Consider the following 21,653-nt stretch of genomic DNA (forward strand, 5'->3'; position numbering starts at 1 on the left):
AGAGCGCCGTGTGATGCCAAATCGTGCGCCTTTACATCTTTTGCGGGGCCGATACGCCGATCACCGCCAGCCCGTTGCGTAGCACCTGGCGCGTGGCGGCCAGCAGCGCCAGGCGGGCGCGCTTGACGGCCTCGTCGTCGACCAGCACGCGATCGGCGTTGTAGAACGCGTGGAAGTCGCCCGCCAGGTCGCGCAGGTAGAAGGCCACGGCATGCGGGGCCAGCTCGCGTGCGGCGTCGGCCAGCATGTCTGGGAAGGCTGCCAGACGCTGCACCAGGGCCGTTGCCTGTGGGCTGACGTCCGGGCCGGTCACGGCAGCCAGATCCGCGCTGGTGAGCGAGGTCGCGTCAACGCCGGCGCGCTCGAACACCGAGCAAATACGCGCGTGGGCGTACTGCACGTAGTACACCGGGTTCTCATCGCTCTGCTTGAGCGCCAGGTCGACGTCGAAGACGAACTCCGTATCAGCCTTGCGCGACAGCAGGAAGAAGCGCACGGCATCGCGGCCGCGCGTAAAGCGCGCCGGCCAGTTCGGCTCGCCGGCTTCCACGCAGGCGCGAATGGTGTCGATGCCGGATTCGCTCTCCGCATCGCCGTTGGACCATTCGATCAGGTCGCGCACCGTCACGTACGAGCCGGCGCGCTTGGAGATCTTCACCTCGGCGCCGTCCTTCATCACCGTGACCATCTTGTGCAGGACGTAGTCGGGGTAGCCCTTGGGGATGCCGATGTTCAGGCCCTGGAGGCCGGCGCGCACGCGAGCGATGGTGCCGTGGTGGTCGCTGCCCTGCACGTTGATGACCTGCGTGAAGCCGCGGCCCCACTTGGTGGTGTGGTAGGCGACGTCGGGCACGAAATAGGTGTAGGCGCCGTCGGACTTGCGCATGACGCGGTCCTTGTCGTCGCCGTCGTCCGTCGTGCGCAGCCACAGCGCGCCTTCCTGCTCGTACGTCTTGCCGGCGGCGACGAGCGCATCCACCGTCTGCTGCACCTTGCCCTCGGTATAGAGCGACGATTCAAGGTAATAGCGGTCGAACTTCACGCCAAAGGCCTGCAGGTCGATGTCCTGCTCGTTGCGCAGGTACGTGACGGCAAAGCGGCGGATGGCTTCGATGTTCTCGACGTCGCCGGCGCCTGTCACGGGTTCGCCATCGGAGGCGCGTACGGTCTTGCCGGCGAGGTAGTCGGCGGCGATGTCGGCAATGTAGTCGCCGTTGTAGGCGGCTTCTGGCCAGTTGGCGTCGCCGGGCTTGAAGCCGCGCGCACGGGCCTGGACGGAGACGGCCAGGTTCTGGATCTGCACGCCGGCGTCGTTGTAGTAGAACTCGCGGTGGACCTTGTGGCCCTGCCAGTCGAGCAGGCTCGCCAGTGCATCGCCCAGCGCAGCCTGGCGGCCGTGGCCAACGTGCAGCGGGCCGGTGGGGTTGGCCGAGACGAATTCCACCAGCACCGGTGCGCCATCATGCGTGTTGGCGGCGCCAAACCGGTCGCCCTCGGCAAACACGGCGGCAATCACGTCGGCACGCGCAGCCGCCGACAGGCGCAGGTTGATGAAGCCGGGGCCGGCGATTTCCACGGCGGAAACCAGGCGCTGGCCGCGGGCATCGGCGCGGATGGCGTCGGCAATGCTGCCGGCGAGTTCGCGCGGGTTCTTGCCCAGCGGCTTGGCCAGTTGTAGCGCTACGTTACAGGCGATGTCGCCGTGCGCGGCTTGCTTGGGGCGCTCCAGGACGATCTCCGGTCGGGCGTGGCCCTCGGGCAGCAGGGTGCCGACGGCGTCGGACAACAATTGGGCGATCGTCTGTTTGTGGGAGGGCAGCATAAGAAACCATGACGCCGGCAGTGCTGAAACCGGTTGAAATCCAGTTCCGGCGCGGCCAGTTGCGTTGTTCGGGGAAAAGTACGAAATTTTATCAGGTGAGCCACGGTCTGGACGGTTGAAGACCCCCGCCGTGGCAATCTGCGCCCCCACCCAACCAAGGGAACCAAGAATCATGATTACCTTTACTTCGCACGAGTCGCAAAGTTTCTCCATGCAGAAGGATCTCGCCATGGTGTTGCTGGGCGTGATCGGTAAAACGCTGGGCGAGCGCGGCGTCATCACCCCCGAAGAGATGCCGCACGCCATCGACCGCCTCAAGCGCGCCATCAAGGACGATACCCATCAGGCCCATATCAAGGTGGCCGAACTGACGGCCAAGGACGACGATGAAGGCGAGGAAGAGCCGCCGCACCTCGGTCAGCGCGCTTACCCGCTGCTGCACATGCTGGAGGAGTCGCTGCCGAAAAACGCCAACGTGATGTGGGGCGTTTGAGCGTTCAGTAAAAAAATGCCCGGCCGCCGCAAGGGTGGACCGGGCATCCGGCCAGTCGGGCCGGGAGCGGGGGAGGGGGTTGGCGCTGACGTTGGTATGTCGTGCCGGTATCTCGTCTTGCCGCGTTGGCGTTATTGGTCGTGAAGCATGTCGGACAGTTCGTCCGCGTGTTCCTCTTCTACGGCGAGAATCTCTTCCAGCACGCGCCGCGTGGTGGGGTCCCGGTCTCCGATATAGCGGATCATCTCCAGATAGCTGTCGATGGCGATGCGTTCGGCCACCAGGTTCTCCTTGATCATGTCGACCAGGCCGTCGGCTTCCACATATTCCGAATGACTGCGCGTCGATAAGCCTTCCGGGTTGAAGTTGGGCGCGCCGCCCAGTTGCACGATGCGCGCCGCGATCTTGTCGGCGTGCTGCTGCTCTTCGGTGGCGTGCACCATGAATTCTTCGGCGATCGGGTCGGCGTTGATGCCCTTGGCCATGAAGTGGTGTCGCCGGTAGCGCAGCACGCAGATCAACTCCGTTGCCAGGGCCTCGTTCAACAGGCGCAGCACGGTGTCGCGATCAGCCTGGTAGTCGTCGGTCACCGCGCCTTCCTCGATATGCTTGCGGGCGCGTTCACGCAGCGTCTTGATATCGGTAAGGAAGCGGCTTTCCGGGGCCGCGTTGGTCTGGGTCATGCAGGGCTCCTTCAATGTGAGATTGGCGTGGCGCCGGGTTACTCGCGCTCGCCGCGCCGGCTGCTGCCTGCCAAGGCGAACGCCAGGCCGATGGCCGCCCCGATCGCCACCGCCACGCCCACCGACTTGAACGGCGCGCCCGTAATGGTTTCTTCCGTGCGGTCGAGCGCCCAGTCCACGCGTTCCCGGGCCTGGTGGGCACGGTCGTTGGCGGCGCGGCGCAGTTGGTCTGCACGGGCACGCAGCGCGCGGCGTGCCCGGCTGGCTTCGGTGCTGCCTTCATCGGTCAAGGTATGGATGGCGTTTTCGAGCGAATGCAGGAGGCTCTGGATATCTTCCACAGCGGGACGTGCGGCGTAGCGCGCGTGATCGACGGCATCGCTGGCGCTGTTCATGGCGCGGTGCGCGCGGTCGTTGATGTCATCGACGCGGCTGCGCACGCGTTGGCTGGCAAAGAGAGACATGATGGGGTTCCTCATCGTGGCGCCGCGGGAAGCACGCACCGGCGGCGCGGGTGGTGGGTTGCGGGTCCGGCCCACACCAAGAGGTGGGCCGTGTGCCCAACTGGTTTAGCAAGACACGGACCCGACCGGCTCAGGGGATGGCGCTAATCCACCGCCTTGAACACGGTGACCCCCAGGATGAGAAACAGCACGAACAGCACCACGAAGATGAAGAACAGGATCTTGGCGATGCTCGCCGCGCCTGTGGCAATGCCGGTAAAGCCCAGCACGCCCGCCACTACGGAAATGATGGCGAAGATCAGTGCCCATTTCAGCATGTTGTTGCCTCCGGATCGGGATGGTAGGGAGGCAGGGCTGTTGCGCTGCATCGTGGCGCCGCTGTCGCCCCGTCGCCCTGCCGGCGTACTGTGACGCACGCAGCGTGCCTGCCCGGGTGCGCCCGAGGTGTCGTCTCGGGCGGCCACGGAGTATCATGCCCCCTACTAAAAACACACACGCAACGCGTGCCGCGCCGGGCGGTTTGACGCGTTTCACATGGGTCTGCATGCCATGCGGTCATCCTTGCGCTCCACCCTGCTGCTCGCCGTCGGCATTCTGCTGACGCTCGGGGTGCTGATTGCTTCGGAGACGGGCAATGTCCGCCTGAGCCAGGGTTATCGGCAGGTGATTCAATCGCAGCAAGCCGAAACTGCCATCAACGAACTGCTCGCTGAACTGGTCAACGCCGAGGCGGGCCAGCGCGGCTTCCTGCTCACGGGTAAGGACGAATACCTCGACCCATACAACAAGGCCATCCCGCACATCCACGCGTTGATGGCGGAGATCCGCGACCACTACGCCAACGATCCGGATGCGCTCAAGCTGTTTTCGGAGACCGCGCTGCAGGTCAGTCGCAAGCTCACCGAAATGGAGCTCACGCTCATCTACGGCAAGCGCGATCTGGAAGTGGCGCTTGACCTGGTTCGTACCGATTTCGGCAAGGCTTCGATGGAGGCGGTGCGGCAGGGGCTGGACCGCCTGCGCCAGCGCGAGATTGCCACCGTGGCCCGCAGCCTCGAACACGCCGAGCGCGATCTGGCGCTCTCGCGTTATGGCATTGCGCTCATTACCGCGGTCAACATCATCTTGCTGGTCGTGCTGGGCATGCAGCACGCCAAGCGTCTGGCGGTGACGGAACAGGCGCGCGACAAGGCGGAAGAAGAAAGCCTGAAGCTTGATCGCATGGTGCGCGAACGCACGCGCCAGCTCTCCGATTTGGCTGCCCACTTGCAACGCGTGACCGAAGACGAGAAGACGCGCCTTGCGCGCGAACTGCACGACGAGCTGGGCGCCATCCTCACTGCCACCAAGATGGATCTGCACTGGCTGCGCTCGCGCATGCAAGCCAACGAGCCGGCCGTGAGCGAAAAAATCACCCGCGTGATGGCCCACGTCGATCAGGGTATCCAGATTAAACGCCGTCTGATCGAAGACCTGCGCCCGACCATCCTGCTCAACCTGGGCTTGGTCGAAGCACTCTCGCAACTGACCGAAGACGTGGGCGTGCGTAACGGCTGGCATACCGAGGTCAGCCTGCCCGACGACATGCCCAAGCTGACCGATGATGCGGCCATCGCGCTGTACCGCATCGTGCAGGAATCGCTGACGAACGCATCGAAGTACGCGCATGCAACGTCAGTATCGGTGGCGCTGGATGTGAACGAAGACGAGGGCGTGCGCCTGCGCGTGCGTGACAACGGCCGAGGCTTTCCCGCCGATATCGAGCGCCGCCGCATGGTCGGTCATCACGGGCTGTTGGGGATGGAACAGCGCGCCATTGCGCTGGGCGGCACGCTCACGATTGACTCGATGCCGGGTGGCGGCGTGACCATCATCGTCGAGCTGCCGCCGACGGATGCGGTGTTCGAACGTGCAGACCACGCGGAGCACGTTGCTGCCCCGCAGACGGCGTTACCGGGCGGTGCCGCGGTCTGAGCGCCGCAGCGATTCGTGCGACACACCAAAAGCAAAAAGCCCCATGTCGGGGCTTTTTTTCATTGGGCGCTTGCCGGCTTACAGCTTGCCGGCTTACATTTTCTGCTTGGTGTTGTCGGCAGCGTTTTCGAGCTTCTGGCCTCCGGTCTGGATGTCCTTGCCGGCACCGGCCATGGTGTTGCAGCCTGCCAGGAAAACACACATCAACGCGAGGGCGGCACACAGGGTCTTCATCGAATGCTCCTTGGGTCAGAAACCGGATGGGGCTACCGCCATGCCGGGTCATGGCGCAGCAGACGCGCAGACGTTTCAGGCGTGCGGATGGTGAGCGGCCTGCGGGCGCGGACGCGACATGCCGGCGCGTTCTTCGATCACCTCAAACACCTTGTCGAGCTCAAGCGATTTGTCGAAGAAGTAGTTGGCGCCGGCCTCAAAGCAGCGTTGCCGATAGGTCGGCACCTGAGCGTGATTGGTATAGACAATGCGCACGCTGGGTGAGGCTTGATCGCGCAAGGTTTGCAGCACCTTGAAGCCGTTCCCCTGGCGCAACTGCAAATCCACGATGATCACATCGTAGTGGCCCTGCGCGAGGAGGGTCAGGGCCAAGTCTTCGGTGTCGGCCCACTCGACCGTCGCCACGAAGGCGGAGGCCTTGAGGTATTCCAGCACCATTCCGCGAAGCACCGGGGAGTCCTCGATCAGGAGGACGCGCAGGCCACGGGTGGAGAGGGTGACGGCTTGATGCAGCATGCGTTGATGGTAGCCACCGGGTTGCCTAGGTGGTATCAGGCGTTGTCCTACATGCCAACAGGGGTGGGGGCGGCTAGGCGTATTGCGGTGGGGTTTGCGCCAGGGGTGGCGTCACTCCACCAAGCCGTTTTTGATGGCGTAGTACGTCAGATCGGCATTGGATTTCATGCCCATCTTTTCCAGAATCCGGGTGCGATAGGTGCTGACCGTCTTGACGCTTAAGAACAACTCGTCGGCAATGATCGACACCGATTGGCCGCGCGCGAGCTTGCAGAAAATCTGGAATTCGCGCTTGGACAGCGTCTGGTGCAACGGCTGGTCGGTCGGCTTCTCCAGGCCGCCGATCAACAGTTCAGCCACTGTGGGGCTCACATAGCGACGGCCTTGCGACACGGTGCGGATGGCCTTGACGAGCTCTTCCGGTGCGCTTTCCTTGGTGAGATACCCCGAGGCGCCGGCCCGAATGAGGTTGATGGCGTACTGGTCTTCCGGAAAGGTGGACAGGATCAGCACGGGCAGATCCGGATGGCGCTGGCGGGCGAGCTTGAGCGTGTCAATGCCGTTGCGGTCGGGCATGGAAATGTCGAGCACGACTACGTCGAAGGCGTTGGTGCGGAGTTGCTCCATCACCTCTTCCCCACTTGCCGCTTCCCCCGCGACTTCGATGTCCCGCTCTTCGGACAGGAACTGCCGAAGGCCGGCGCGGACGATCTCGTGGTCGTCCGCAATCAGGACGCGAATCATGCTGCTCCTTATGGGCGCGCTGGGCGGGTTGACTCCACCTGCGCGCTGCGCTTGTTGGTTCGATACGACAGCAATTGTATCGGACTGTAGCGTGAAACCGGCACCGCCTGAAACGGCCGGGTCCGGAGTGGTGGGGTGGGTTTCCATGAGCGCCCTCGGAAGTGCCTGCATCGCAACATGCTTGCGCGTGTAAATGGAGCAATCCACGTGCCTGCGCGCCAAAAAAGAAAACGGAGCGGTGGTATCCGCCCCGTCATGGCCACAGGTGCCGGGCTGCGCCCGGTCAGGCTGGCTTACTTTTGGGTCGTGGCGCTGGCGTTCACGCTGGCGTCGGCGCCGGTGGTACCCGCGGCGTTGGCGACGTCTGCCTTGGCAGCCTTGGCGGTTTTGCCTGCGGACTTCTCAGTCTTGCTGACCGATTTGCCAACCTTGTCGGCGGTCTTGTCCATGCCGGCTTCCGCCTTGGCCTTGTGCTCGTGGGCGGCCTTGGTGCCGTGCTCGGCCTTGGTGTTCAGTTGGCTCTTGGCCGACTCGGTGTCGAGCTTTGCGCCGGTGTCAGCCTTCAGACCGGTGCCGACGTTCGCCGTATTGGCCGGTGCCGGTGCGACAGCTGCCGTGCCGTTGGCTTGCACGCCGGCGTTGGCCGACGGGGTTTGCGCGTTGGCGTAAGCCGAGGCAGCAGCGATGGCGATGGCGGACAGGGAGATCAGCAGCTTGTTCATGGAAGAGACTCCTTTCGTTCTGAACGGCCACGCGAGGGATTCGTCGCGGCATCGCTCTGTGTGTTGAGCGAATGGGTTCAGTCTATGGAGCCCTTCCGGTTACGACTGTTAGGGGGTGTAAGCCTTTGTAATGTCAGCATCACCCCTCTTGAAATGCCGGCAAAGCCAATGCCAGCAAGGCTTCACAGTCGTAAGACATGGCGAACGATTCGCCATGTTCTAAACGTCTTGTCACAGAATCAGAGATTCGGGGCGAGGGCGCGCTCCACGAACAGGCGGCTTTCACCGCTGCGGGCGACCATATCGTCCACTTGATCCTGGCCGATCTTGCCCAGCGTGAAGTACGTGCTCTCCGGGTGTGACAGGTAGAAGCCCGACACGGAGGCTGCCGGCGTCATCGCCAGCGCTTCGGTCAGGTCCATACCGATCTCCTTGGCGTCGAGCACGCGGAACATGTCGCGCTTGACGGTGTGCTCCGGGCAGGCCGGGTAGCCGGGCGCGGGGCGGATGCCCTTGTATTCCTCGCGGATGAGCGCGTCGTTGTCGAGCGTTTCATCGGCGGCGTAGCCCCACAGGTCGCGGCGCACGCGGGCATGCAGGCATTCGGCGAAGGCTTCGGCAAAGCGGTCTGCCAACGCCTTGAGCATGATCGCGCTGTAGTCGTCGTTATCGGCCTCGAACTGCTTCTCGCGCTTTTCCACCCCGATGCCGCCCGTGACGGCGAACAGGCCGATGTAGTCCGCAATGCCGGTGCTCTTGGGTGCGATGAAGTCTGCCAGGCAACGGTTCGGGCGCATCACGCCGTCGATGATCGGGCGCTCGCTCTGCTGGCGGATGTTGCGCCAGGTCAGCGCGACTTCCGAGCGGGATTCGTCGGTGTAGATCTCGATGTCGTCGTCGTTGACGGTGTTGGCCGGCAGCAGCGCGATCACGCCGTTGGCCGTGAGCCAGCGCCCGGCGATCAGGCGCGCGAGCATGCTCTTGCCATCCGAGAACACCTTGCGGGCCGACTCACCGACGATCTCGTCGTTGAGGATGTCGGGGAATTTGCCGGCCAAGTCCCACGTCTGGAAGAACGGGCCCCAGTCGATGTACTGCGCGAGTTCGTTCAGGTCGTAGTTGCGGAACACGCGGCGGCCGATGAACTTCGGCTTGGGCGGCGTGTAGTTGGACCAGTCGATCCTGGTCTTGTTGGCGCGCGCGGCGGCCAGCGACACCATCGGCGTGGCCTTCTTGTTGGCGTGCTGGGTGCGGATACGGTCGTAATCCGCGTGCAGCTCTTCGACGTAGCGCGCAGCACCTTCGTCCGACAGCAGGCTCGACGCCACGCTCACCGAGCGCGAGGCGTCCGGCACGTAGACCACAGGGCCTTCGTAATTCGGCGCGATCTTTACGGCGGTGTGCACGCGGCTGGTGGTGGCACCGCCGATCAGCAGCGGAATCTTCTTCACGCGGAAGTAGTCATCGCGCTGCATTTCCGAGGCCACGTAGGCCATCTCTTCCAACGACGGCGTGATCAGGCCCGACAGGCCGATGATGTCCGCGCCCTCGACCTTCGCCTTCGCCAGGATGTCGTTGCACGGGACCATCACGCCCATGTTCACGACTTCGAAGTTGTTGCACTGGAGCACGACCGTGACGATGTTCTTGCCGATGTCGTGCACATCGCCCTTGACCGTGGCGATGACGATCTTGCCGCGCGAGCGCACGTCGCCGCCGGCGGCTGCTATCTGGCGCTTCTCTTCTTCGATGAATGGGATCAGGTGGGCCACCGCCTGCTTCATCACGCGGGCGCTCTTGACCACCTGTGGCAGGAACATCTTGCCGGCGCCAAAGAGGTCGCCCACGATGTTCATGCCGTCCATCAGCGGGCCTTCGATCACCTGGATCGGGCGCCCGCCCGCAGCGGCAATTTTCTGGCGCACCTCTTCGGTGTCTTCGACCACGTAGTCGTTGATGCCGTGCACGAGCGCGTGGGCCAGGCGCTTTTCCACCGGTTCCTGGCGCCAGGCGAGGTTTTCTTCGCGCTTGGTACCACCGCCCTTGTAGCGGTCGGCAATTTCCAGCAGGCGGTCGGTCGCATCGGGGCGGCGGTTGAGCACCACGTCTTCCACGCGCTCGCGCAGTTCGGGGTCGAGGTTCTCGTACACGCCCAACTGGCCCGCGTTGACGATGCCCATGTCCATGCCCGCTTGAATCGCGTAGTACAGGAACACGGTGTGGATCGCCTCGCGCACCACGTCGTTGCCGCGGAACGAAAACGACACGTTCGACACGCCGCCGCTCACCTTGGCGTACGGCAGATTCTCTTTGATCCAGCGCGTCGCGTTGATGAAGTCGACCGCATAGTTGTTGTGCTCCTCGATGCCGGTGGCCACCGCAAAGATGTTCGGATCGAAGATGATGTCTTCCGGCGCAAAGCCGACCTTGTTGACGAGGAAGTCGTAGCTGCGCTTGCAGATCTCGGTCTTGCGCGCGTACGTATCGGCCTGGCCTTGCTCGTCGAAGGCCATCACCACGGCGGCCGCACCGTAGCGCTTGATGAGCTTGGCGTGGTGGGCGAACTGCTCTTCGCCTTCCTTGAGCGAGATCGAATTCACGATCGCCTTGCCCTGCACGCACTTCAGGCCGGCCTCGATCACGTCCCACTTGGACGAGTCGATCATGATCGGCACACGCGCGATGTCCGGTTCGGAGGCGATCAGATTCAGGAAGCGAACCATCGCTGCCTTGGAATCGAGCATCGCCTCGTCCATGTTGATGTCGATGACCTGCGCGCCGTTCTCGACCTGCTGGCGCGCCACGGCCAGCGCCTCGTCGAACTGGCTGTTCAGGATCATGCGCGCGAACGCCTTGGATCCGGTGACGTTGGTGCGCTCGCCGACGTTGACGAACAGCGTGCTCTCACCAATGTTGAACGGTTCGAGGCCGGAGAGGCGCATGGGGTGGTCGGTCATGATCTTCTGATGCAAAGGGGGACGGCAGTGTGCAAGCGTGATGTCAGGGCTCAGGCGGCTTCTTTGTACTGGCCCGGCCAGCCACGCGGCTTGCGGTTGGCGACGCGGTCGGCAATCGCCTTGATGTGCTCGGGCGTGGTGCCGCAGCAGCCGCCCACCAGGTTCACGAGGCCGGCCGCCGCAAATTCGTCGACCAGGCTGGACGTCACGTCGGGCGTTTCATCAAAGCCCGTGTCGCTCATCGGGTTGGGCAGGCCGGCGTTCGGGTAGCACGACACGGCGGTGTCGCAGATCTTCGCCAGCTCCGCAATGTAGGGGCGCATGAGCGCGGCGCCCAGTGCGCAGTTCAGGCCGAAGGTGATCGGCTTGGCGTGGCGCAGGCTGTTCCAGAATGCCTCGACGGTCTGGCCCGAGAGGATGCGGCCGGAGGCGTCGGTCACGGTGCCGGAGATCATCACGGGTACGCGCTCACCGGTGTCTTCAAAGAGCTGGTCGATGGCGAACAGCGCGGCCTTGGCGTTGAGCGTGTCGAAGATGGTCTCAACCAGGAAGACGTCCGCACCACCTTCGAGTAGCGCTTTGCCCTGTTCGTAGTACGCGTCGCGCAACTGGTCGAAGCTGACGTTGCGCGCGCCCGGGTCGTTCACGTCGGGCGAGATGCTGGCGGTCTTGGGCGTCGGGCCGAAGGCGCCGGCCACAAAGCGCGGGCGCTCGGGCGTGCTGTACTTGTCGCAGGCTTCGCGCGCCAGGCGAGCAGCCACCACGTTCATCTCGTAGGCCAGGTCCGCCATCTTGTAGTCTTCCTGCGCGATGGTCGTGGCGCCGAAGGTGTTGGTTTCGATCAGGTCCGCACCGGCCGCCAGGTACTGCTCGTGAATCTCGCGGATGACTTCGGGACGCGTGAGCAGCAGCAGTTCGTTGTTGCCCTTCACGTCGATTGGGTGGTCGGCAAAGCGCTCGCCGCGGTATTGCGCCTCGTTCAGCTTGTAGCGCTGGATCATGGTGCCCATCGCGCCGTCCAGGATCAGGATGCGCTCGCGCAGCAACGCGGGCAGGTTGGCGGCACGGGTGTAGGGCAGGGGCGCGGTCATGGAGGACTCCGAGGTGCAGCGGCCGGTCAAATCGGCAAAAATTGCGGCCAAAGCGCAATTTTACCAGTCGCATCAAGGACTTGCCGCTGCTGCGAGCAATCACGCTCCTATAATCAACATCACGCCATTTGTCTCGCCTTGACTGCCGCCATGCAACTGCTCGACCCGACCGACGCCCACGCCTTCCTGCAACGCACGCCAGCTGCGCTGTTCATCGATTGCCGCAGTGAAATGGAGCACCTGTTTGTTGGCCACCCGGCTGGCGCACACCACGTTTCCTGGAACGACGGCCCGCACTGGGAGGTGAACCCGGAGTTCGTGCCCACCGTGCACAAGCTGACAGGCCACGGCATCGAGCGGCCGATCGTGCTGATCTGCCGCAGCGGCAATCGCTCCGCCGCCGCCGCGCATGCATTGGAAGAAGCCGGTTTCCGCGACGTCTACGTCGTCCGCCACGGCTTTGAGGGCGACCTGGATGGCACGCGCCATCGCAACACACTCAATGGCTGGCGCCACGCCGGCTTACCCTGGGAACAGTGCTAGGCAGAAACTATCGGTGCGATAGTCGATGCACACATGAAAAAACGCCCGGAAGCGCCAAGCTCCGGGCGTTTTTATTGATCCGTCTGGCGGGCAGTTGGCCCGCGCCACGTCAGTGCATCGTGACGGGCTGCGTCATCACCGTGTCGAACTTACCGAGGAAGTCGTCGACTTCTTCGACCGTGGGTTCGCTGGCGATCAGCTTTTTGACGTCCTCGCGGAAGTGCTCGGCCAGCTCGCCGCCGAGGAAGATCTCGCGCTTGAGGTTTTTATCGACGATCTCGTAGCCGCCCGCGGCAAGCATGGCGTGCTGGCCGTCGACACCGAACTCGACAACGCAGTAGTTGTCGCTGTTGTAGATCATTTGCATGGTGCACCTCCGAGGCGTCAATCGTCTTGCTGTTGTGGGGACTGCTCTACTGCTGCACCGGGTAGATGGGGCCCCCAGTCATGACTTCAAGGGCCGATCAACTCCCGCCGCATGACCGCTTTGCCCCATCTGTTCCTTGGGCTTAATCATTGACCACAAAGTTCTCAAATGCGAGGCCAAATGTGTGACGGGCGTTGTGGTCGCGTAACAAGACCTTTCCGTGTCTGCATCAAAAGGTGCAAACGGCTGTCGGCCATTTGATGGGTAGACGACGGGCCGTGTGTATGGCGCCTGCAACTATCGGCGAGGCAGCGACGCTTCAAGGCGTGTCGCATTGGCTCCCGCATCCTGCGTGCCCGAGAAATTCATCCAGATCGCGGAGGAAGGTGTCGTCCTGTTCGATAGGGGCAAGATGGGCTGCGCGCGGCATCACTTTCAAGCGCGCGTTGGGAATGCGCGAGGCAATCTCGCGCGCCACTTCCACGGGCGCGCCGGCGTCTTCTTCGCCGGTCATGACGAGTGTGGGGCAGGTGATGCGCGCCAGCCCGCTGCGCGTGTCGAGCGCCTTGATGGCGAGGCACGCCCCGACGTAGCCATGCGGTGGCGTTGCGCGCAGCAGGTTGCGGATGCGCTCGGCCTCTTCGGGGTGCGTTTCGCGGAATGGGGTGGTCAGCCAGCGCTGCAGCGTGGGTTCGATGATGCCGCTCATGCCGTGCGCTTCCACCTGGCCGATCCGTTCGTCCCACATGGCGTGCGCAGTCACGGGCGTGTAGCAGACGGTGTCACATAGCGTGAGCGACAGCAGCCGCTGCGCGTGACGCACACCGAGGATTTGCCCCACCATGCCGCCCATCGACAGCCCGACGAAATGCGTCTGTTCGATCGACAGCGCGTCGAGCAGACCCGCCACGTCGTCGGCCATCTGGAACAGCGTGTACGGCCCATGCGGGGCGCTGGTCTTGCCGTGGCCGCGTGCGTCGTAGCGCAGCACGCGGTGGCGGGTGGCAAGGCGCTGGGCGATGCCGTCCCACAGTTGATGGTCTACGCCCAGCGCGTGGGCAAGCACCACCCACGCGCCGTCCGCGCCGTCGATGCGGAAATGGATGTCGATGCCGTTGGCGCGCACCGTGCCGGATTGGGAGTGGGCGTTGCCGTTCACGATCAGCCTCCTTCCTGGGACTGGTAGACCAGATCGAACTGCATGCCGTTGGGTTCGGTCTGGCGCAGGCGCACTGGCAGCCAGCCGCGCTCGGCGGACAGCCAGATCTCCACGCGCCGTTTGTCGTCTGCGCGGCGCGGTAGCCGTATGAAGTGCTGCGCACGAATCGTGCCGTTCGGGGTATCGATGGTCTCTTCCCCGATGTGCTGCACGCGGGCGACTTCCACGCTGTCGGTATCGGCGATGGGGATCTCCAGCGTGAGCCCCGGGCTGGCGATGCGCTCGGGCTTGCCACGCGCCAATCCCGTCAATTGCAGAAACACGCTGAAGCGGTCTTGCGTGCCCTCGGGCAGCGATAGCACAGCAGGTGTGCGGGTGAACGTGACGGTGGAGGCGCTCTGCGCGCCGGATGCTGGCGTGGCTTCGGCAGCGTAGTGGAAGGTGGTGACGTCGGCTTGTCGGCGCCCGCGCACTTCTTCGTAGCGGGCGGGCGCCAAGCCATAGGTGCCCACGTTGCCCGCGCTACGGAACGCAAGCGTGCCGAAAAACAGCGGCAGCGGAATTTCGACGGCCAGCGTGTAAGTTTTGCCATCGGTGGCCCAGCGGATCACCCCATCTTCATTGCGCACGCCGTTGACGTAGGTGGCGTAGTGCAGGGTGGCCGACGGCGGCAGCGAAAAGTTGGCGCCGGATGGGGCGGTGCCCGGGCCTTGCGCGCCCGGGTCGGAGACCACGCCAGAGTTGGCCGAGGCTTGGGCGCTGGCGCCGCTGAAGTCCTCCGGGTCCATGTTGGCGATGTTCGGCGCCGCCGGTACCGGTGTTGGCGCAGGTGTCGGTGTAGCCTGCGGACGTGGCGCGGTGGGGCGGGGTTTGGTCGTGGGCGCCACCTTTGGAGCGGGTGGCGCTGGCGGCTGCACGGGCTCCGGGCGCAACAGCAGCGCCGGAACGATCTGCTCCGGCTCGGGCGGCCACATGACCTGATGGTTGCGCGCAATCCAGACGACAGCGATGACGTGCAACAGCAGTACTGCCAACACGATCAGCCCGACGCGGCGCAGGCGGCCAAAGCGACTAAGGCGGCGCCCGCGGCCGGTACTCACATCGTCACGGTTGCGGGGCGTTGGGTGCAACGTATCCAAGATCGGCGGAAAGCTGTTGTGCGGCCTGCCGCAAGCGCCGCTCCAGCGGGCCGCTCCAGGTGGTGTCGAAGGTGCTTTGTGCGCCCAGGGCGATCAGTACCAGGCATAACTGGCCGTTGGCGTCGAACACCGGTAGCGACATGGCATTGATGCCCGGCAGCACGCCCCCGTGGATGCGTGAGGCGCCGTGCGCGCGCACGTCGGCGCAAATGGCGTCATAGGCGTCCAGCGTGCTGGGCAGTTCGGAGTTGTCTTCGGCGCGCGCGGCAGACCGGTCGAGCTCGCGCTGGATGAACGACAGCGTCTGGGCGCGCGGCAAATAGGCGCCGAACACGCGGCCGGTGGCCGAGTTTAGCATCGGCATCACATCGCCGAGGCGCAGGCTGACCGTCACAGGGTGGCTGGCCTCTTCCCAGTGGACGATGGCCGGGCCCTGGTTGCCCCACACGGCCAGGCCGATGGTGTGATCGATCTCGTCGCGCAGCGCGGCGGCGGCGGGGCGGGCGCGGCGCATCGGGTCTTGCCGGTTCAGGCTCACCAGGCCCATCTCCAGCGCAAAGGGGCCGAGGTCGTAACGGCCTTCGGGCGTTTGCGTGACGAGCCCCAGGCGCGCGAAGCTCACCAGATAGCGGTGTGCCTTGGCGGGGTTCATCGGCGCGGCGCGCGCCAGATCACGCAGCATCATGGGGCCATTGGTGTGCGTGAGCACCTCCAGCAGCCGGAAGCCGACTTCGATGGACTGGATGCCCGAGCGCGTCGGGGCATCCAGCTCGCCATCGCCATCGCCGTCAATTGCGGGCGCCAGGTCGAGATCGGTGTCAGCGGGCAGCGTGGACATGGTAGAGGGGCGGGAACAGGCAGAAACAGGGTTCGGGCCAGTTTAGCCGATGCAAGGTGTACCATCCGCGCAGCTTTTTCCTGCACAAGATCCGCACACGACGCCCATGAAACTCGCCACCCTCAAGGATGGCTCGCGCGACGGCCAGTTGGCCGTGGTTTCGCGCGACCTGAAGACCGCTCACTTTGCCACGCACATCGCCGGGACACTGCAGCGCGCGCTGGACGACTGGGCCTTCCACGCCCCGCAACTGCAGGAGCTGTACGAGCAACTCAACGCGGGTCGCGCGCGTCATCCGTTTGCCTTTGACGCGGCCAACTGCATGGCACCGCTGCCGCGCGCGTACCAGTGGGCCGACGGTTCCGCCTACGTAAACCACGTCGAACTGGTGCGCAAGGCGCGTGGCGCCGAGATGCCCCCCGAGTTCTGGACCGACCCGCTGATGTACCAGGGCGGCTCCGATGACCTTGCCGGCGCGCACGACCCCATCGTCTGCCGCAGCGAGGCCTTCGGCATCGACTTCGAGGCCGAGGTGGCCGTCATCACCGGTGACGTACCGATGGGCACTGACGCCGCTGCTGCTGCCGAAGGTATCCGCCTGATCGTGCTGGCCAACGATGTGTCGCTGCGCAATCTGATTCCCGCCGAACTGGCCAAGGGTTTCGGCTTCTTCCAGAGCAAGCCGGCGACGGCGTTTTCGCCCGTGGCCGTCACGCCCGACGAACTGGGTGACGCCTGGCGCGAACGCAAGGTGCATCTGCCGATGACGGTGCGCTGGAACAACAAGAAGGTCGGCCAGCCCGACTGCGGCACCGACATGGTGTTCGATTTCGGCCAGTTGATCGCGCATATCTGCAAGACGCGCAATGTGCGTGCGGGCAGCATCGTCGGCTCGGGCACGATTTCCAACGTTGACCGCAGCAAGGGGTACGCCTGTATCGCCGAGAAACGCATGCTGGAGACCATCGAATCCGGCGCGCCGGTGACCGAGTTCATGCGTTATGGCGACACCGTAAAGATCGAGATGTTCGATGCGAATGGCGTGTCGGTCTTCGGGGCGATTGATCAGGAAGTGGTCGCGCCGGGCACGCAGGCATAAGCCTTACGCGGTGTCTTTATGCCGATTCGGACGCAGCCTTCGGACGCCGCCCGCGTTTGATCGGCGCCGCCCCGGCGGTCAGCGCCTGGCCGTGATACCCCAGGCGCAGCGACAGCGACCGCCCCGCCTCGCGCAGCGTCTGCGAGACGGGCCCCTCCAGGCTGGAGTCAAACGCGCTGGACAGCCCCAGCGCCGTAATCGCCCCCGCCAGCTTGCCCTGCGCATCGAGCACCGGCACGGCCACTGAATCAATGCCGTGCACCAGCGAGCCCGTGATGCGCGCCACCCCCTCGTGTCGCACGATCTGCCAGCGCGCCCGGCAGTTCAGCCAATCGGTCAGGCCAGCCTTGCCGGCACCGGGGCCGCGCAGTTCCCGGTCGATCAGCGGCACGATCTGGATTTCGGGCATCCAGGCCGCGCACGCGTGACCCGTGGCCGAGTTCAGCAGCGGCATGACGGAACCCACGCGCACGTTCACCGCCACCGGCCGGCCACCGTCTTCCCATCGCACGATGACCGGGCCGCGGTTGCTCCACACCGACAGGAACACGCTCTCGTTGAGCCGCTCCGCCAGCTTGGGCAGCATGTTGGTCCCTTCGCGCACGAAATCCACGTCCGACAACGCTGACAACCCAACCTGCAGCGCCTGCGTGCCGAGCCGGTATCGCGCCGAAGCCGGGTCCTGCTCGACAAAGCCCATGCGCTCCAGCGAGACGAGGTAGCGGTGCACCTTCGCGCGGGGCATGCCGAGCTGCCGCCCTAATTCAGAGACGGCGTGCGCGCCACCCGTGCGCGCCATCGCCGAGAGCACGGTCAGCGCAATTTCGGCGGATTGGATGCCGGCGCTCGTGCGCTCGGCGGGGGTGTCTTCCGCGGGCGGTTCGTCCGGGGGCAGGAGGTTGTCGATGGGCATCTTGAAGTCTTGAGTGTCGCTCTACAAGATACGCGTTACGCAAAAAGATACAACCGGCGCTTGTGGCCCTAGAATCACGTTGGACTTCAACTCAGGACGGGCTATGGAGTTACGTTTTCGCATCAGCGCCGCGCAATGCCAGTCGTTGGCCGACCGCATGATGGCCGCACGCATCGCCAGGCTTGCGAACAGGCGGGCCGCCATGCAGATGCGCATGGAGTCTGTCATGCAGCGCTGGCTACCGCCGGTCTTTCTGATCGTTCCGCTCTTGGTTGTCGGGCTGATCAGGCTGGATGGCGCCTCGCATCGCAGCCCGATCGAAGCGGTGCTGCCTTTCGTGGTGGCCGCGCTGATCTACGGCGGGCTCTGGTGGCGTTTCCACAAACCAGGGATCGCTCATCTGCTGCGTGCGCGCCGAGGGTTCACGGCGAAGATCGAGCGACGGACCCAACCCCTCATTGCGGCGATCATCGAGCGTTCCGTCCGGCGCAGCGTGGCGCGGCTGGAAGGCTTGCATGTGTGGACGTTGACGTCCGCCGCGTTGTCAGTGCGAGGGCCCTCGGACAGGACCGCTGTGATCCCGTGGCGGAAAGTCGAGCGCCTGCACGACCTCGGCGACTTCTATCAGGTCTTCACCAGCACCTCCAGGCGCCTGGGCCTCGCCTACTACCTGGCCAAGTCGACTGCGGAAATGGACAGCGATACCTATGTCCATGGCCTACGTCAGTTGGGTGACCATGTGCCGAATCAGACTGGCCCGGTTTGAACCAGCAACGGGTGCCCGGGCAGCCCCGCATCGCCAAACCGCTGCAAAACCGCTAGGCTTTTCCCCCAATGACGGGAGGAAACCGCATGCCGCACGCGGAGCAGCGCGCCCACGATCGGGCCATCACGACGCGTCTGCCGCGTTGCACGCGCGGCCTCATCCGCTATGCTTGATTCACATTCCGACTGATCATGACTTCGCTTGCTCCCCGCTTCGCCCGCTATCAGGTGCTGACGCTCGTCCAGCACGGCCCCATCCTCGAGATCGTGATGGGTGCGGCGCAGTCGGCCAATCGCAAGCTGTCCACCGCCGATGCGGGCCTGCACCGCGAGTTGGCCGAGATCTGGCGCGATGTGTCTGCCGAGCCCTCGGTGCGCGTGGCGCTCATTCGCGGCGAGGGTCTGGGCTTCTCGGCTGGCGGCGATCTGCACCTCGTCGAACAGATGGCCGAAGACTTTGACGTGCGCACGCGCGTCTGGCACGAGGCGCGGGACCTCGTCTACAACCTCATCAACTGCGACAAGCCCATCGTCAGCGCCATGCACGGCCCGGCCGTGGGTGCGGGGCTGGTCGCCGGTCTGCTGGCCGATATTTCCATCGCCGCCAAGGATGCACGCATCGTCGATGGGCACACGCGCTTGGGCGTGGCGGCGGGTGACCATGCCGCGATCGTCTGGCCGCTGCTGTGCGGTATGGCCAAGGCCAAGTACTACCTGCTGCTGTGCGAGTCCATGACCGGTGATGAGGCGGAGCGCATCGGGCTGGTGTCGTTGGCTGTGCCGGAATCGGAGCTCGTCAATCGCGCTTTCGAGGTTGCCGAACGCTTGGCGGCGGGTTCGCAGACGGCCATCCGCTGGACCAAGTACGCGTTGAACAACTGGCTGCGCCTGGCGGGCCCGAGTTTTGATACCTCGCTGGCGCTCGAATTCATGGGGTTTGCCGGCCCCGATGTGCGCGAGGGCATTGCCAGCTTGCGCCAGAAGCGGCCGCCCACATTCGATGGCACCTGAACCGCCATCGACCCAAGACCGATTTGTAGGAGACACCATGTTCACCCAGATGCCCAATTTCGCTGAAGGCGGCTTCGAGTTCCTGCGCAAGCTATGGGGCGGCGGCTTTGCCGGCATGGCCAGCGGCATGCCCAACATGGCGAGCTTTGCCGCGCCGCCGATGGATCTCGAAGAACTCGACAAGCGCATCCACGACCTGCGCGCGGTGGAAAGCTGGTTGCAACTGAACGCAAGCCTGTTGCGCACGGCCATCCAGGGGCTGGAGGTACAGCGCGCCACGCTGGTGGCGCTGCAGACGTTTGGCTCGGCGCTGTCACCCGAGGCGATGAAGTCCGCGTTCGATGGCTTTGCCGGCAAGGGCGAGACCGCCGACGAAGCCTCCGACAGCAAGCCGGCCTGGCCGCACACATCGACCGCCCAATCCGCCAAAGCCGAAGAGCCTTCGCCGGAAGATGAGGAGGACGTCGCGTCGGAAGATACCGATGACGACGCGGCCGAAGCTCGCGCTGAAGCGTCCCAGGCCGCTCAAGCGCAGGCCGCCGCCGCGCATGCCGCTGCGGCAGCGCTGGACCCGTCGCCGTGGTGGAACATGTTGCAGCAGCAGTTCAACCAGATCGCCAGTTCGGCGGCCGCTGCGATGCCGATGCCGCAGAACCTGATGCCGGGCTTCCCGGGGTTTGGCGGTGCTGCGGGGGGCATGGGCGCACCCGGGGCGGAGGGGCTTGATACCGCGCCGGAGGAGATCGAAGAGAAAATCGCACCGGCCAAGCCGAAACGTGCGGCCGCCAAGTCAGCACCGAAGCCGGCGCCAAAGCCAGCCGCCAAGGCGCCTGCCGGTAAGACAGCGAAGCCGGCCCCCAAGAAGACCGCAGCCAAGAAGGCTCCCGCCAAGGCGGCACCGCCTAAACTGGCCAACGACGACACCGCCTGATCGATGTCGACCGACTGCACCGCGCTCTTGATGATGGGCGGTGGCGCACGCGCCGCCTATCAGGTCGGCGTGCTGCGTGGCATCGCGCGGCTCGCACGCGACACGGTGCCCAGCGTGGCGCGCACACCGTTCGACGTGATCTGCGGCACATCGGCTGGGGCCATCAACAGCGTGGGCCTCGCGCGCGGCGCGCAGGACTTCACGCAAGCCACCGAGGCGCTCACGCAGCTCTGGGGCAGCCTGCACGCAGACCGTGTCTATCGCACTGATGTGGGCCGTATGAGCGCCAGCGGCGCGCGCTGGCTGACTGCGCTGGCGTTCGGTTGGATGACGGGCCGCACGCCCCGAGCCCTGTTCGACAACACCCCGCTGCGCGAGATGCTGCAGGCCCATCACGATGGCCGCCAAGTGCAGGCCGCGTTCGAAGCCGGCGCACTGCGCGCGCTGGCGATTACCGCGCTGTCATACACCACCGGGCGCCACGTCACGTTCTACCAGTCACCGCATGTGGTGCTGCCTTGGCGGCGTTCGCAGCGGATTGCCGTGGCGGATGAGATTGGCGTGTCGCACTTGCTGGCGTCTTCCAGCATCCCATTCGTATTTCCGGCCGAGCCGGTGCCGCTTGAGGGTAATGACGAGTGGTTTGGCGATGGAACGATGCGCCAGATGTCGCCGCTCAGCCCGGCCATTCATCTGGGTGCGAATCGCATTCTGGTGGTGGGCGCAGCGTCGCGCTCGCAACCCGGGTGGTATGACACGGTGCCCGCGTCGGGCTATCCGTCCTTGGCGCAGATTGCCGGGCAGGCGCTGGCCAGTATCTTCCTGGATGGCTTGTCGACCGACATCGAACGGCTGCAGCACATCAACGCGATGGTCGCCCGCACGCCCGAGATTGCCGATGCGCGCGACGGCTGGCGCAAGATCGAAGTGATGGTGGTGGCGCCGTCCGAGCGCATTGAGTTGATCGCCTCGCGCCACGTACAGCGCTTGCCGAGCACAGTGCGTGCGCTGCTCAAACCGCTGGGCGGCACCGAGGCGCGCGGCGCTGCATTCGCCAGCTATCTGCTGTTCGAGCCCGAGTTCACGCAGGAACTGATCGATCTGGGTGAGCGCGATGTGCAGGCCCGGCGCGACGAGTTGGCCGCGTTCCTGTACGGCGTGGTACCGGACACCATGCGCGCGGCCTGA

22 protein-coding genes and 1 pseudogene are annotated in these 21,653 nt (G+C 64.9%); 9 read left to right on the top strand and 14 right to left on the bottom strand.

The features are described from left to right. Positions 1-31: 31 nt before the first annotated feature. Complete coding sequence (gene argS, locus AB0305_RS05925; protein WP_366172065.1) at positions 32-1,822, bottom strand: arginine--tRNA ligase; 1,791 nt, start codon at positions 1,820-1,822, stop codon at positions 32-34. A 172-nt stretch (positions 1,823-1,994) separates the two neighbouring features. Between argS and AB0305_RS05930 the strand changes: the two genes are divergently transcribed. Beyond that, positions 1,995-2,315 carry a DUF1840 domain-containing protein gene (locus AB0305_RS05930; RefSeq protein ID WP_366172067.1) on the top strand — a complete coding sequence of 107 codons (321 nt, stop codon included), beginning with the start codon at positions 1,995-1,997 and terminating at the stop codon, positions 2,313-2,315. A gap of 131 nt (positions 2,316-2,446) precedes the next feature. Here AB0305_RS05930 and AB0305_RS05935 read toward each other — a convergent pair whose 3' ends face one another. From AB0305_RS05935 to AB0305_RS05945, 3 genes are all read right to left on the bottom strand, one after another. Then, the gene (locus AB0305_RS05935) at positions 2,447-2,998 is read right to left on the bottom strand and encodes a ferritin-like domain-containing protein (protein ID WP_366172069.1); all 552 of its coding nucleotides are present in this window, start codon (positions 2,996-2,998) and stop codon (positions 2,447-2,449) included. A gap of 38 nt (positions 2,999-3,036) precedes the next feature. Further along, positions 3,037-3,462, bottom strand: coding sequence for a hypothetical protein (locus AB0305_RS05940; RefSeq protein ID WP_366172071.1), 426 nt, complete (start codon positions 3,460-3,462; stop codon positions 3,037-3,039). Between the two features lie 143 nt (positions 3,463-3,605). After that, positions 3,606-3,779, bottom strand: coding sequence for a DUF1328 domain-containing protein (locus AB0305_RS05945; protein ID WP_366172073.1), 174 nt, complete (start codon positions 3,777-3,779; stop codon positions 3,606-3,608). A gap of 217 nt (positions 3,780-3,996) precedes the next feature. On the opposite strand from AB0305_RS05945, the gene AB0305_RS05950 reads away from it, so the two are divergent. Beyond that, a complete protein-coding gene (locus AB0305_RS05950) occupies positions 3,997-5,436 on the top strand; it encodes a CHASE3 domain-containing protein (protein WP_366172075.1) in 1,440 nt (479 codons plus the stop codon). Positions 5,437-5,529: 93 nt separating this feature from the next. Here the strand turns inward: AB0305_RS05950 and AB0305_RS05955 are convergent, their stop codons facing one another. The 5 genes and pseudogenes from AB0305_RS05955 to metH form a co-directional block, all read right to left on the bottom strand. Then, on the bottom strand, positions 5,530-5,670 hold the full coding sequence (locus AB0305_RS05955) for an entericidin A/B family lipoprotein (protein WP_366172077.1): 141 nt from the start codon (positions 5,668-5,670) through the stop codon (positions 5,530-5,532). A gap of 75 nt (positions 5,671-5,745) precedes the next feature. Then, positions 5,746-6,186 (bottom strand): response regulator, encoded by a 441-nt coding sequence (locus AB0305_RS05960; RefSeq protein WP_366172079.1) that lies wholly within the window; start codon positions 6,184-6,186, stop codon positions 5,746-5,748. 111 nt (positions 6,187-6,297) lie between these two features. After that, entirely contained in the window at positions 6,298-6,930 is a 633-nt protein-coding gene (locus tag AB0305_RS05965) for a response regulator transcription factor (RefSeq protein WP_366172081.1), read from the bottom strand. Between the two features lie 293 nt (positions 6,931-7,223). Beyond that, entirely contained in the window at positions 7,224-7,652 is a 429-nt protein-coding gene (locus AB0305_RS05970; protein ID WP_366172083.1) for a hypothetical protein, read from the bottom strand. Positions 7,653-7,891: 239 nt separating this feature from the next. After that, positions 7,892-11,700 (bottom strand): annotated as a pseudogene (metH, locus tag AB0305_RS05975) (methionine synthase). Between metH and AB0305_RS05980 the strand changes: the two are divergent. Next, positions 11,699-11,842 (top strand): hypothetical protein, encoded by a 144-nt coding sequence (locus AB0305_RS05980; protein WP_366172085.1) that lies wholly within the window; start codon positions 11,699-11,701, stop codon positions 11,840-11,842. The pseudogene metH and the gene AB0305_RS05980 overlap by 2 nt on opposite strands. A gap of 8 nt (positions 11,843-11,850) precedes the next feature. After that, positions 11,851-12,243 (top strand): rhodanese-like domain-containing protein, encoded by a 393-nt coding sequence (locus tag AB0305_RS05985; protein WP_366172087.1) that lies wholly within the window; start codon positions 11,851-11,853, stop codon positions 12,241-12,243. 109 nt (positions 12,244-12,352) lie between these two features. Here the strand turns inward: AB0305_RS05985 and AB0305_RS05990 are convergent, their stop codons facing one another. The 4 genes from AB0305_RS05990 to AB0305_RS06005 form a co-directional block, all read right to left on the bottom strand. Next, positions 12,353-12,610, bottom strand: a complete 258-nt coding sequence (locus AB0305_RS05990; RefSeq protein WP_012760982.1) for a DUF3567 domain-containing protein — start codon at positions 12,608-12,610, stop codon at positions 12,353-12,355. A 319-nt stretch (positions 12,611-12,929) separates the two neighbouring features. Continuing rightward, positions 12,930-13,769 carry an alpha/beta fold hydrolase gene (locus tag AB0305_RS05995; RefSeq protein ID WP_366172090.1) on the bottom strand — a complete coding sequence of 280 codons (840 nt, stop codon included), beginning with the start codon at positions 13,767-13,769 and terminating at the stop codon, positions 12,930-12,932. Positions 13,770-13,771: 2 nt separating this feature from the next. Continuing rightward, a complete protein-coding gene (locus AB0305_RS06000) occupies positions 13,772-14,869 on the bottom strand; it encodes a DUF3108 domain-containing protein (protein ID WP_366172092.1) in 1,098 nt (365 codons plus the stop codon). A gap of 4 nt (positions 14,870-14,873) precedes the next feature. Beyond that, positions 14,874-15,746, bottom strand: coding sequence for an IclR family transcriptional regulator (locus tag AB0305_RS06005; RefSeq protein WP_366172094.1), 873 nt, complete (start codon positions 15,744-15,746; stop codon positions 14,874-14,876). A 106-nt stretch (positions 15,747-15,852) separates the two neighbouring features. Here AB0305_RS06005 and AB0305_RS06010 point away from each other — a divergent pair, with 106 nt between their 5' ends. Further along, a complete protein-coding gene (locus tag AB0305_RS06010; protein WP_366172096.1) occupies positions 15,853-16,845 on the top strand; it encodes a fumarylacetoacetate hydrolase family protein in 993 nt (330 codons plus the stop codon). A 16-nt stretch (positions 16,846-16,861) separates the two neighbouring features. Here the strand turns inward: AB0305_RS06010 and AB0305_RS06015 are convergent, their stop codons facing one another. Then, positions 16,862-17,758, bottom strand: coding sequence for an IclR family transcriptional regulator (locus AB0305_RS06015; protein WP_366172098.1), 897 nt, complete (start codon positions 17,756-17,758; stop codon positions 16,862-16,864). Positions 17,759-17,861: 103 nt separating this feature from the next. Here AB0305_RS06015 and AB0305_RS06020 point away from each other — a divergent pair, with 103 nt between their 5' ends. From AB0305_RS06020 to AB0305_RS06035, 4 genes are all read left to right on the top strand, one after another. Beyond that, positions 17,862-18,524 carry a hypothetical protein gene (locus AB0305_RS06020; RefSeq protein ID WP_366172100.1) on the top strand — a complete coding sequence of 221 codons (663 nt, stop codon included), beginning with the start codon at positions 17,862-17,864 and terminating at the stop codon, positions 18,522-18,524. A gap of 191 nt (positions 18,525-18,715) precedes the next feature. Continuing rightward, the gene (locus tag AB0305_RS06025) at positions 18,716-19,534 is read left to right on the top strand and encodes an enoyl-CoA hydratase/isomerase family protein (protein ID WP_366172102.1); all 819 of its coding nucleotides are present in this window, start codon (positions 18,716-18,718) and stop codon (positions 19,532-19,534) included. Positions 19,535-19,571: 37 nt separating this feature from the next. Continuing rightward, on the top strand, positions 19,572-20,465 hold the full coding sequence (locus AB0305_RS06030) for a PhaM family polyhydroxyalkanoate granule multifunctional regulatory protein (protein WP_366172104.1): 894 nt from the start codon (positions 19,572-19,574) through the stop codon (positions 20,463-20,465). Positions 20,466-20,468: 3 nt separating this feature from the next. Continuing rightward, positions 20,469-21,653, top strand: coding sequence for a patatin-like phospholipase family protein (locus AB0305_RS06035; RefSeq protein ID WP_366172106.1), 1,185 nt, complete (start codon positions 20,469-20,471; stop codon positions 21,651-21,653).

This window comes from Arthrobacter sp. NPDC080086 (assembly GCF_040702285.1).

Coding starts and splice junctions, on each gene's coding strand:
- AB0305_RS06020 (WP_366172100.1), top strand. CDS start 17,862: ATGGAGTTACGTTTTCGCATCAGCGCCGCGCAATGCCAGTCGTTGGCC.
- AB0305_RS05935 (WP_366172069.1), bottom strand. CDS start 2,998: ATGACCCAGACCAACGCGGCCCCGGAAAGCCGCTTCCTTACCGATATC.
- AB0305_RS05970 (WP_366172083.1), bottom strand. CDS start 7,652: ATGAACAAGCTGCTGATCTCCCTGTCCGCCATCGCCATCGCTGCTGCC.
- AB0305_RS05985 (WP_366172087.1), top strand. CDS start 11,851: ATGCAACTGCTCGACCCGACCGACGCCCACGCCTTCCTGCAACGCACG.
- AB0305_RS05965 (WP_366172081.1), bottom strand. CDS start 6,930: ATGATTCGCGTCCTGATTGCGGACGACCACGAGATCGTCCGCGCCGGC.
- AB0305_RS05940 (WP_366172071.1), bottom strand. CDS start 3,462: ATGTCTCTCTTTGCCAGCCAACGCGTGCGCAGCCGCGTCGATGACATC.
- argS (WP_366172065.1), bottom strand. CDS start 1,822: ATGCTGCCCTCCCACAAACAGACGATCGCCCAATTGTTGTCCGACGCC.
- AB0305_RS06030 (WP_366172104.1), top strand. CDS start 19,572: ATGTTCACCCAGATGCCCAATTTCGCTGAAGGCGGCTTCGAGTTCCTG.
- AB0305_RS05955 (WP_366172077.1), bottom strand. CDS start 5,670: ATGAAGACCCTGTGTGCCGCCCTCGCGTTGATGTGTGTTTTCCTGGCA.
- AB0305_RS06015 (WP_366172098.1), bottom strand. CDS start 17,758: ATGCCCATCGACAACCTCCTGCCCCCGGACGAACCGCCCGCGGAAGAC.
- AB0305_RS06010 (WP_366172096.1), top strand. CDS start 15,853: ATGAAACTCGCCACCCTCAAGGATGGCTCGCGCGACGGCCAGTTGGCC.
- AB0305_RS05945 (WP_366172073.1), bottom strand. CDS start 3,779: ATGCTGAAATGGGCACTGATCTTCGCCATCATTTCCGTAGTGGCGGGC.
- AB0305_RS05930 (WP_366172067.1), top strand. CDS start 1,995: ATGATTACCTTTACTTCGCACGAGTCGCAAAGTTTCTCCATGCAGAAG.
- AB0305_RS06025 (WP_366172102.1), top strand. CDS start 18,716: ATGACTTCGCTTGCTCCCCGCTTCGCCCGCTATCAGGTGCTGACGCTC.
- AB0305_RS05960 (WP_366172079.1), bottom strand. CDS start 6,186: ATGCTGCATCAAGCCGTCACCCTCTCCACCCGTGGCCTGCGCGTCCTC.
- AB0305_RS05990 (WP_012760982.1), bottom strand. CDS start 12,610: ATGCAAATGATCTACAACAGCGACAACTACTGCGTTGTCGAGTTCGGT.
- AB0305_RS06005 (WP_366172094.1), bottom strand. CDS start 15,746: ATGTCCACGCTGCCCGCTGACACCGATCTCGACCTGGCGCCCGCAATT.
- AB0305_RS05980 (WP_366172085.1), top strand. CDS start 11,699: ATGGAGGACTCCGAGGTGCAGCGGCCGGTCAAATCGGCAAAAATTGCG.
- AB0305_RS05950 (WP_366172075.1), top strand. CDS start 3,997: ATGGGTCTGCATGCCATGCGGTCATCCTTGCGCTCCACCCTGCTGCTC.
- AB0305_RS06035 (WP_366172106.1), top strand. CDS start 20,469: ATGTCGACCGACTGCACCGCGCTCTTGATGATGGGCGGTGGCGCACGC.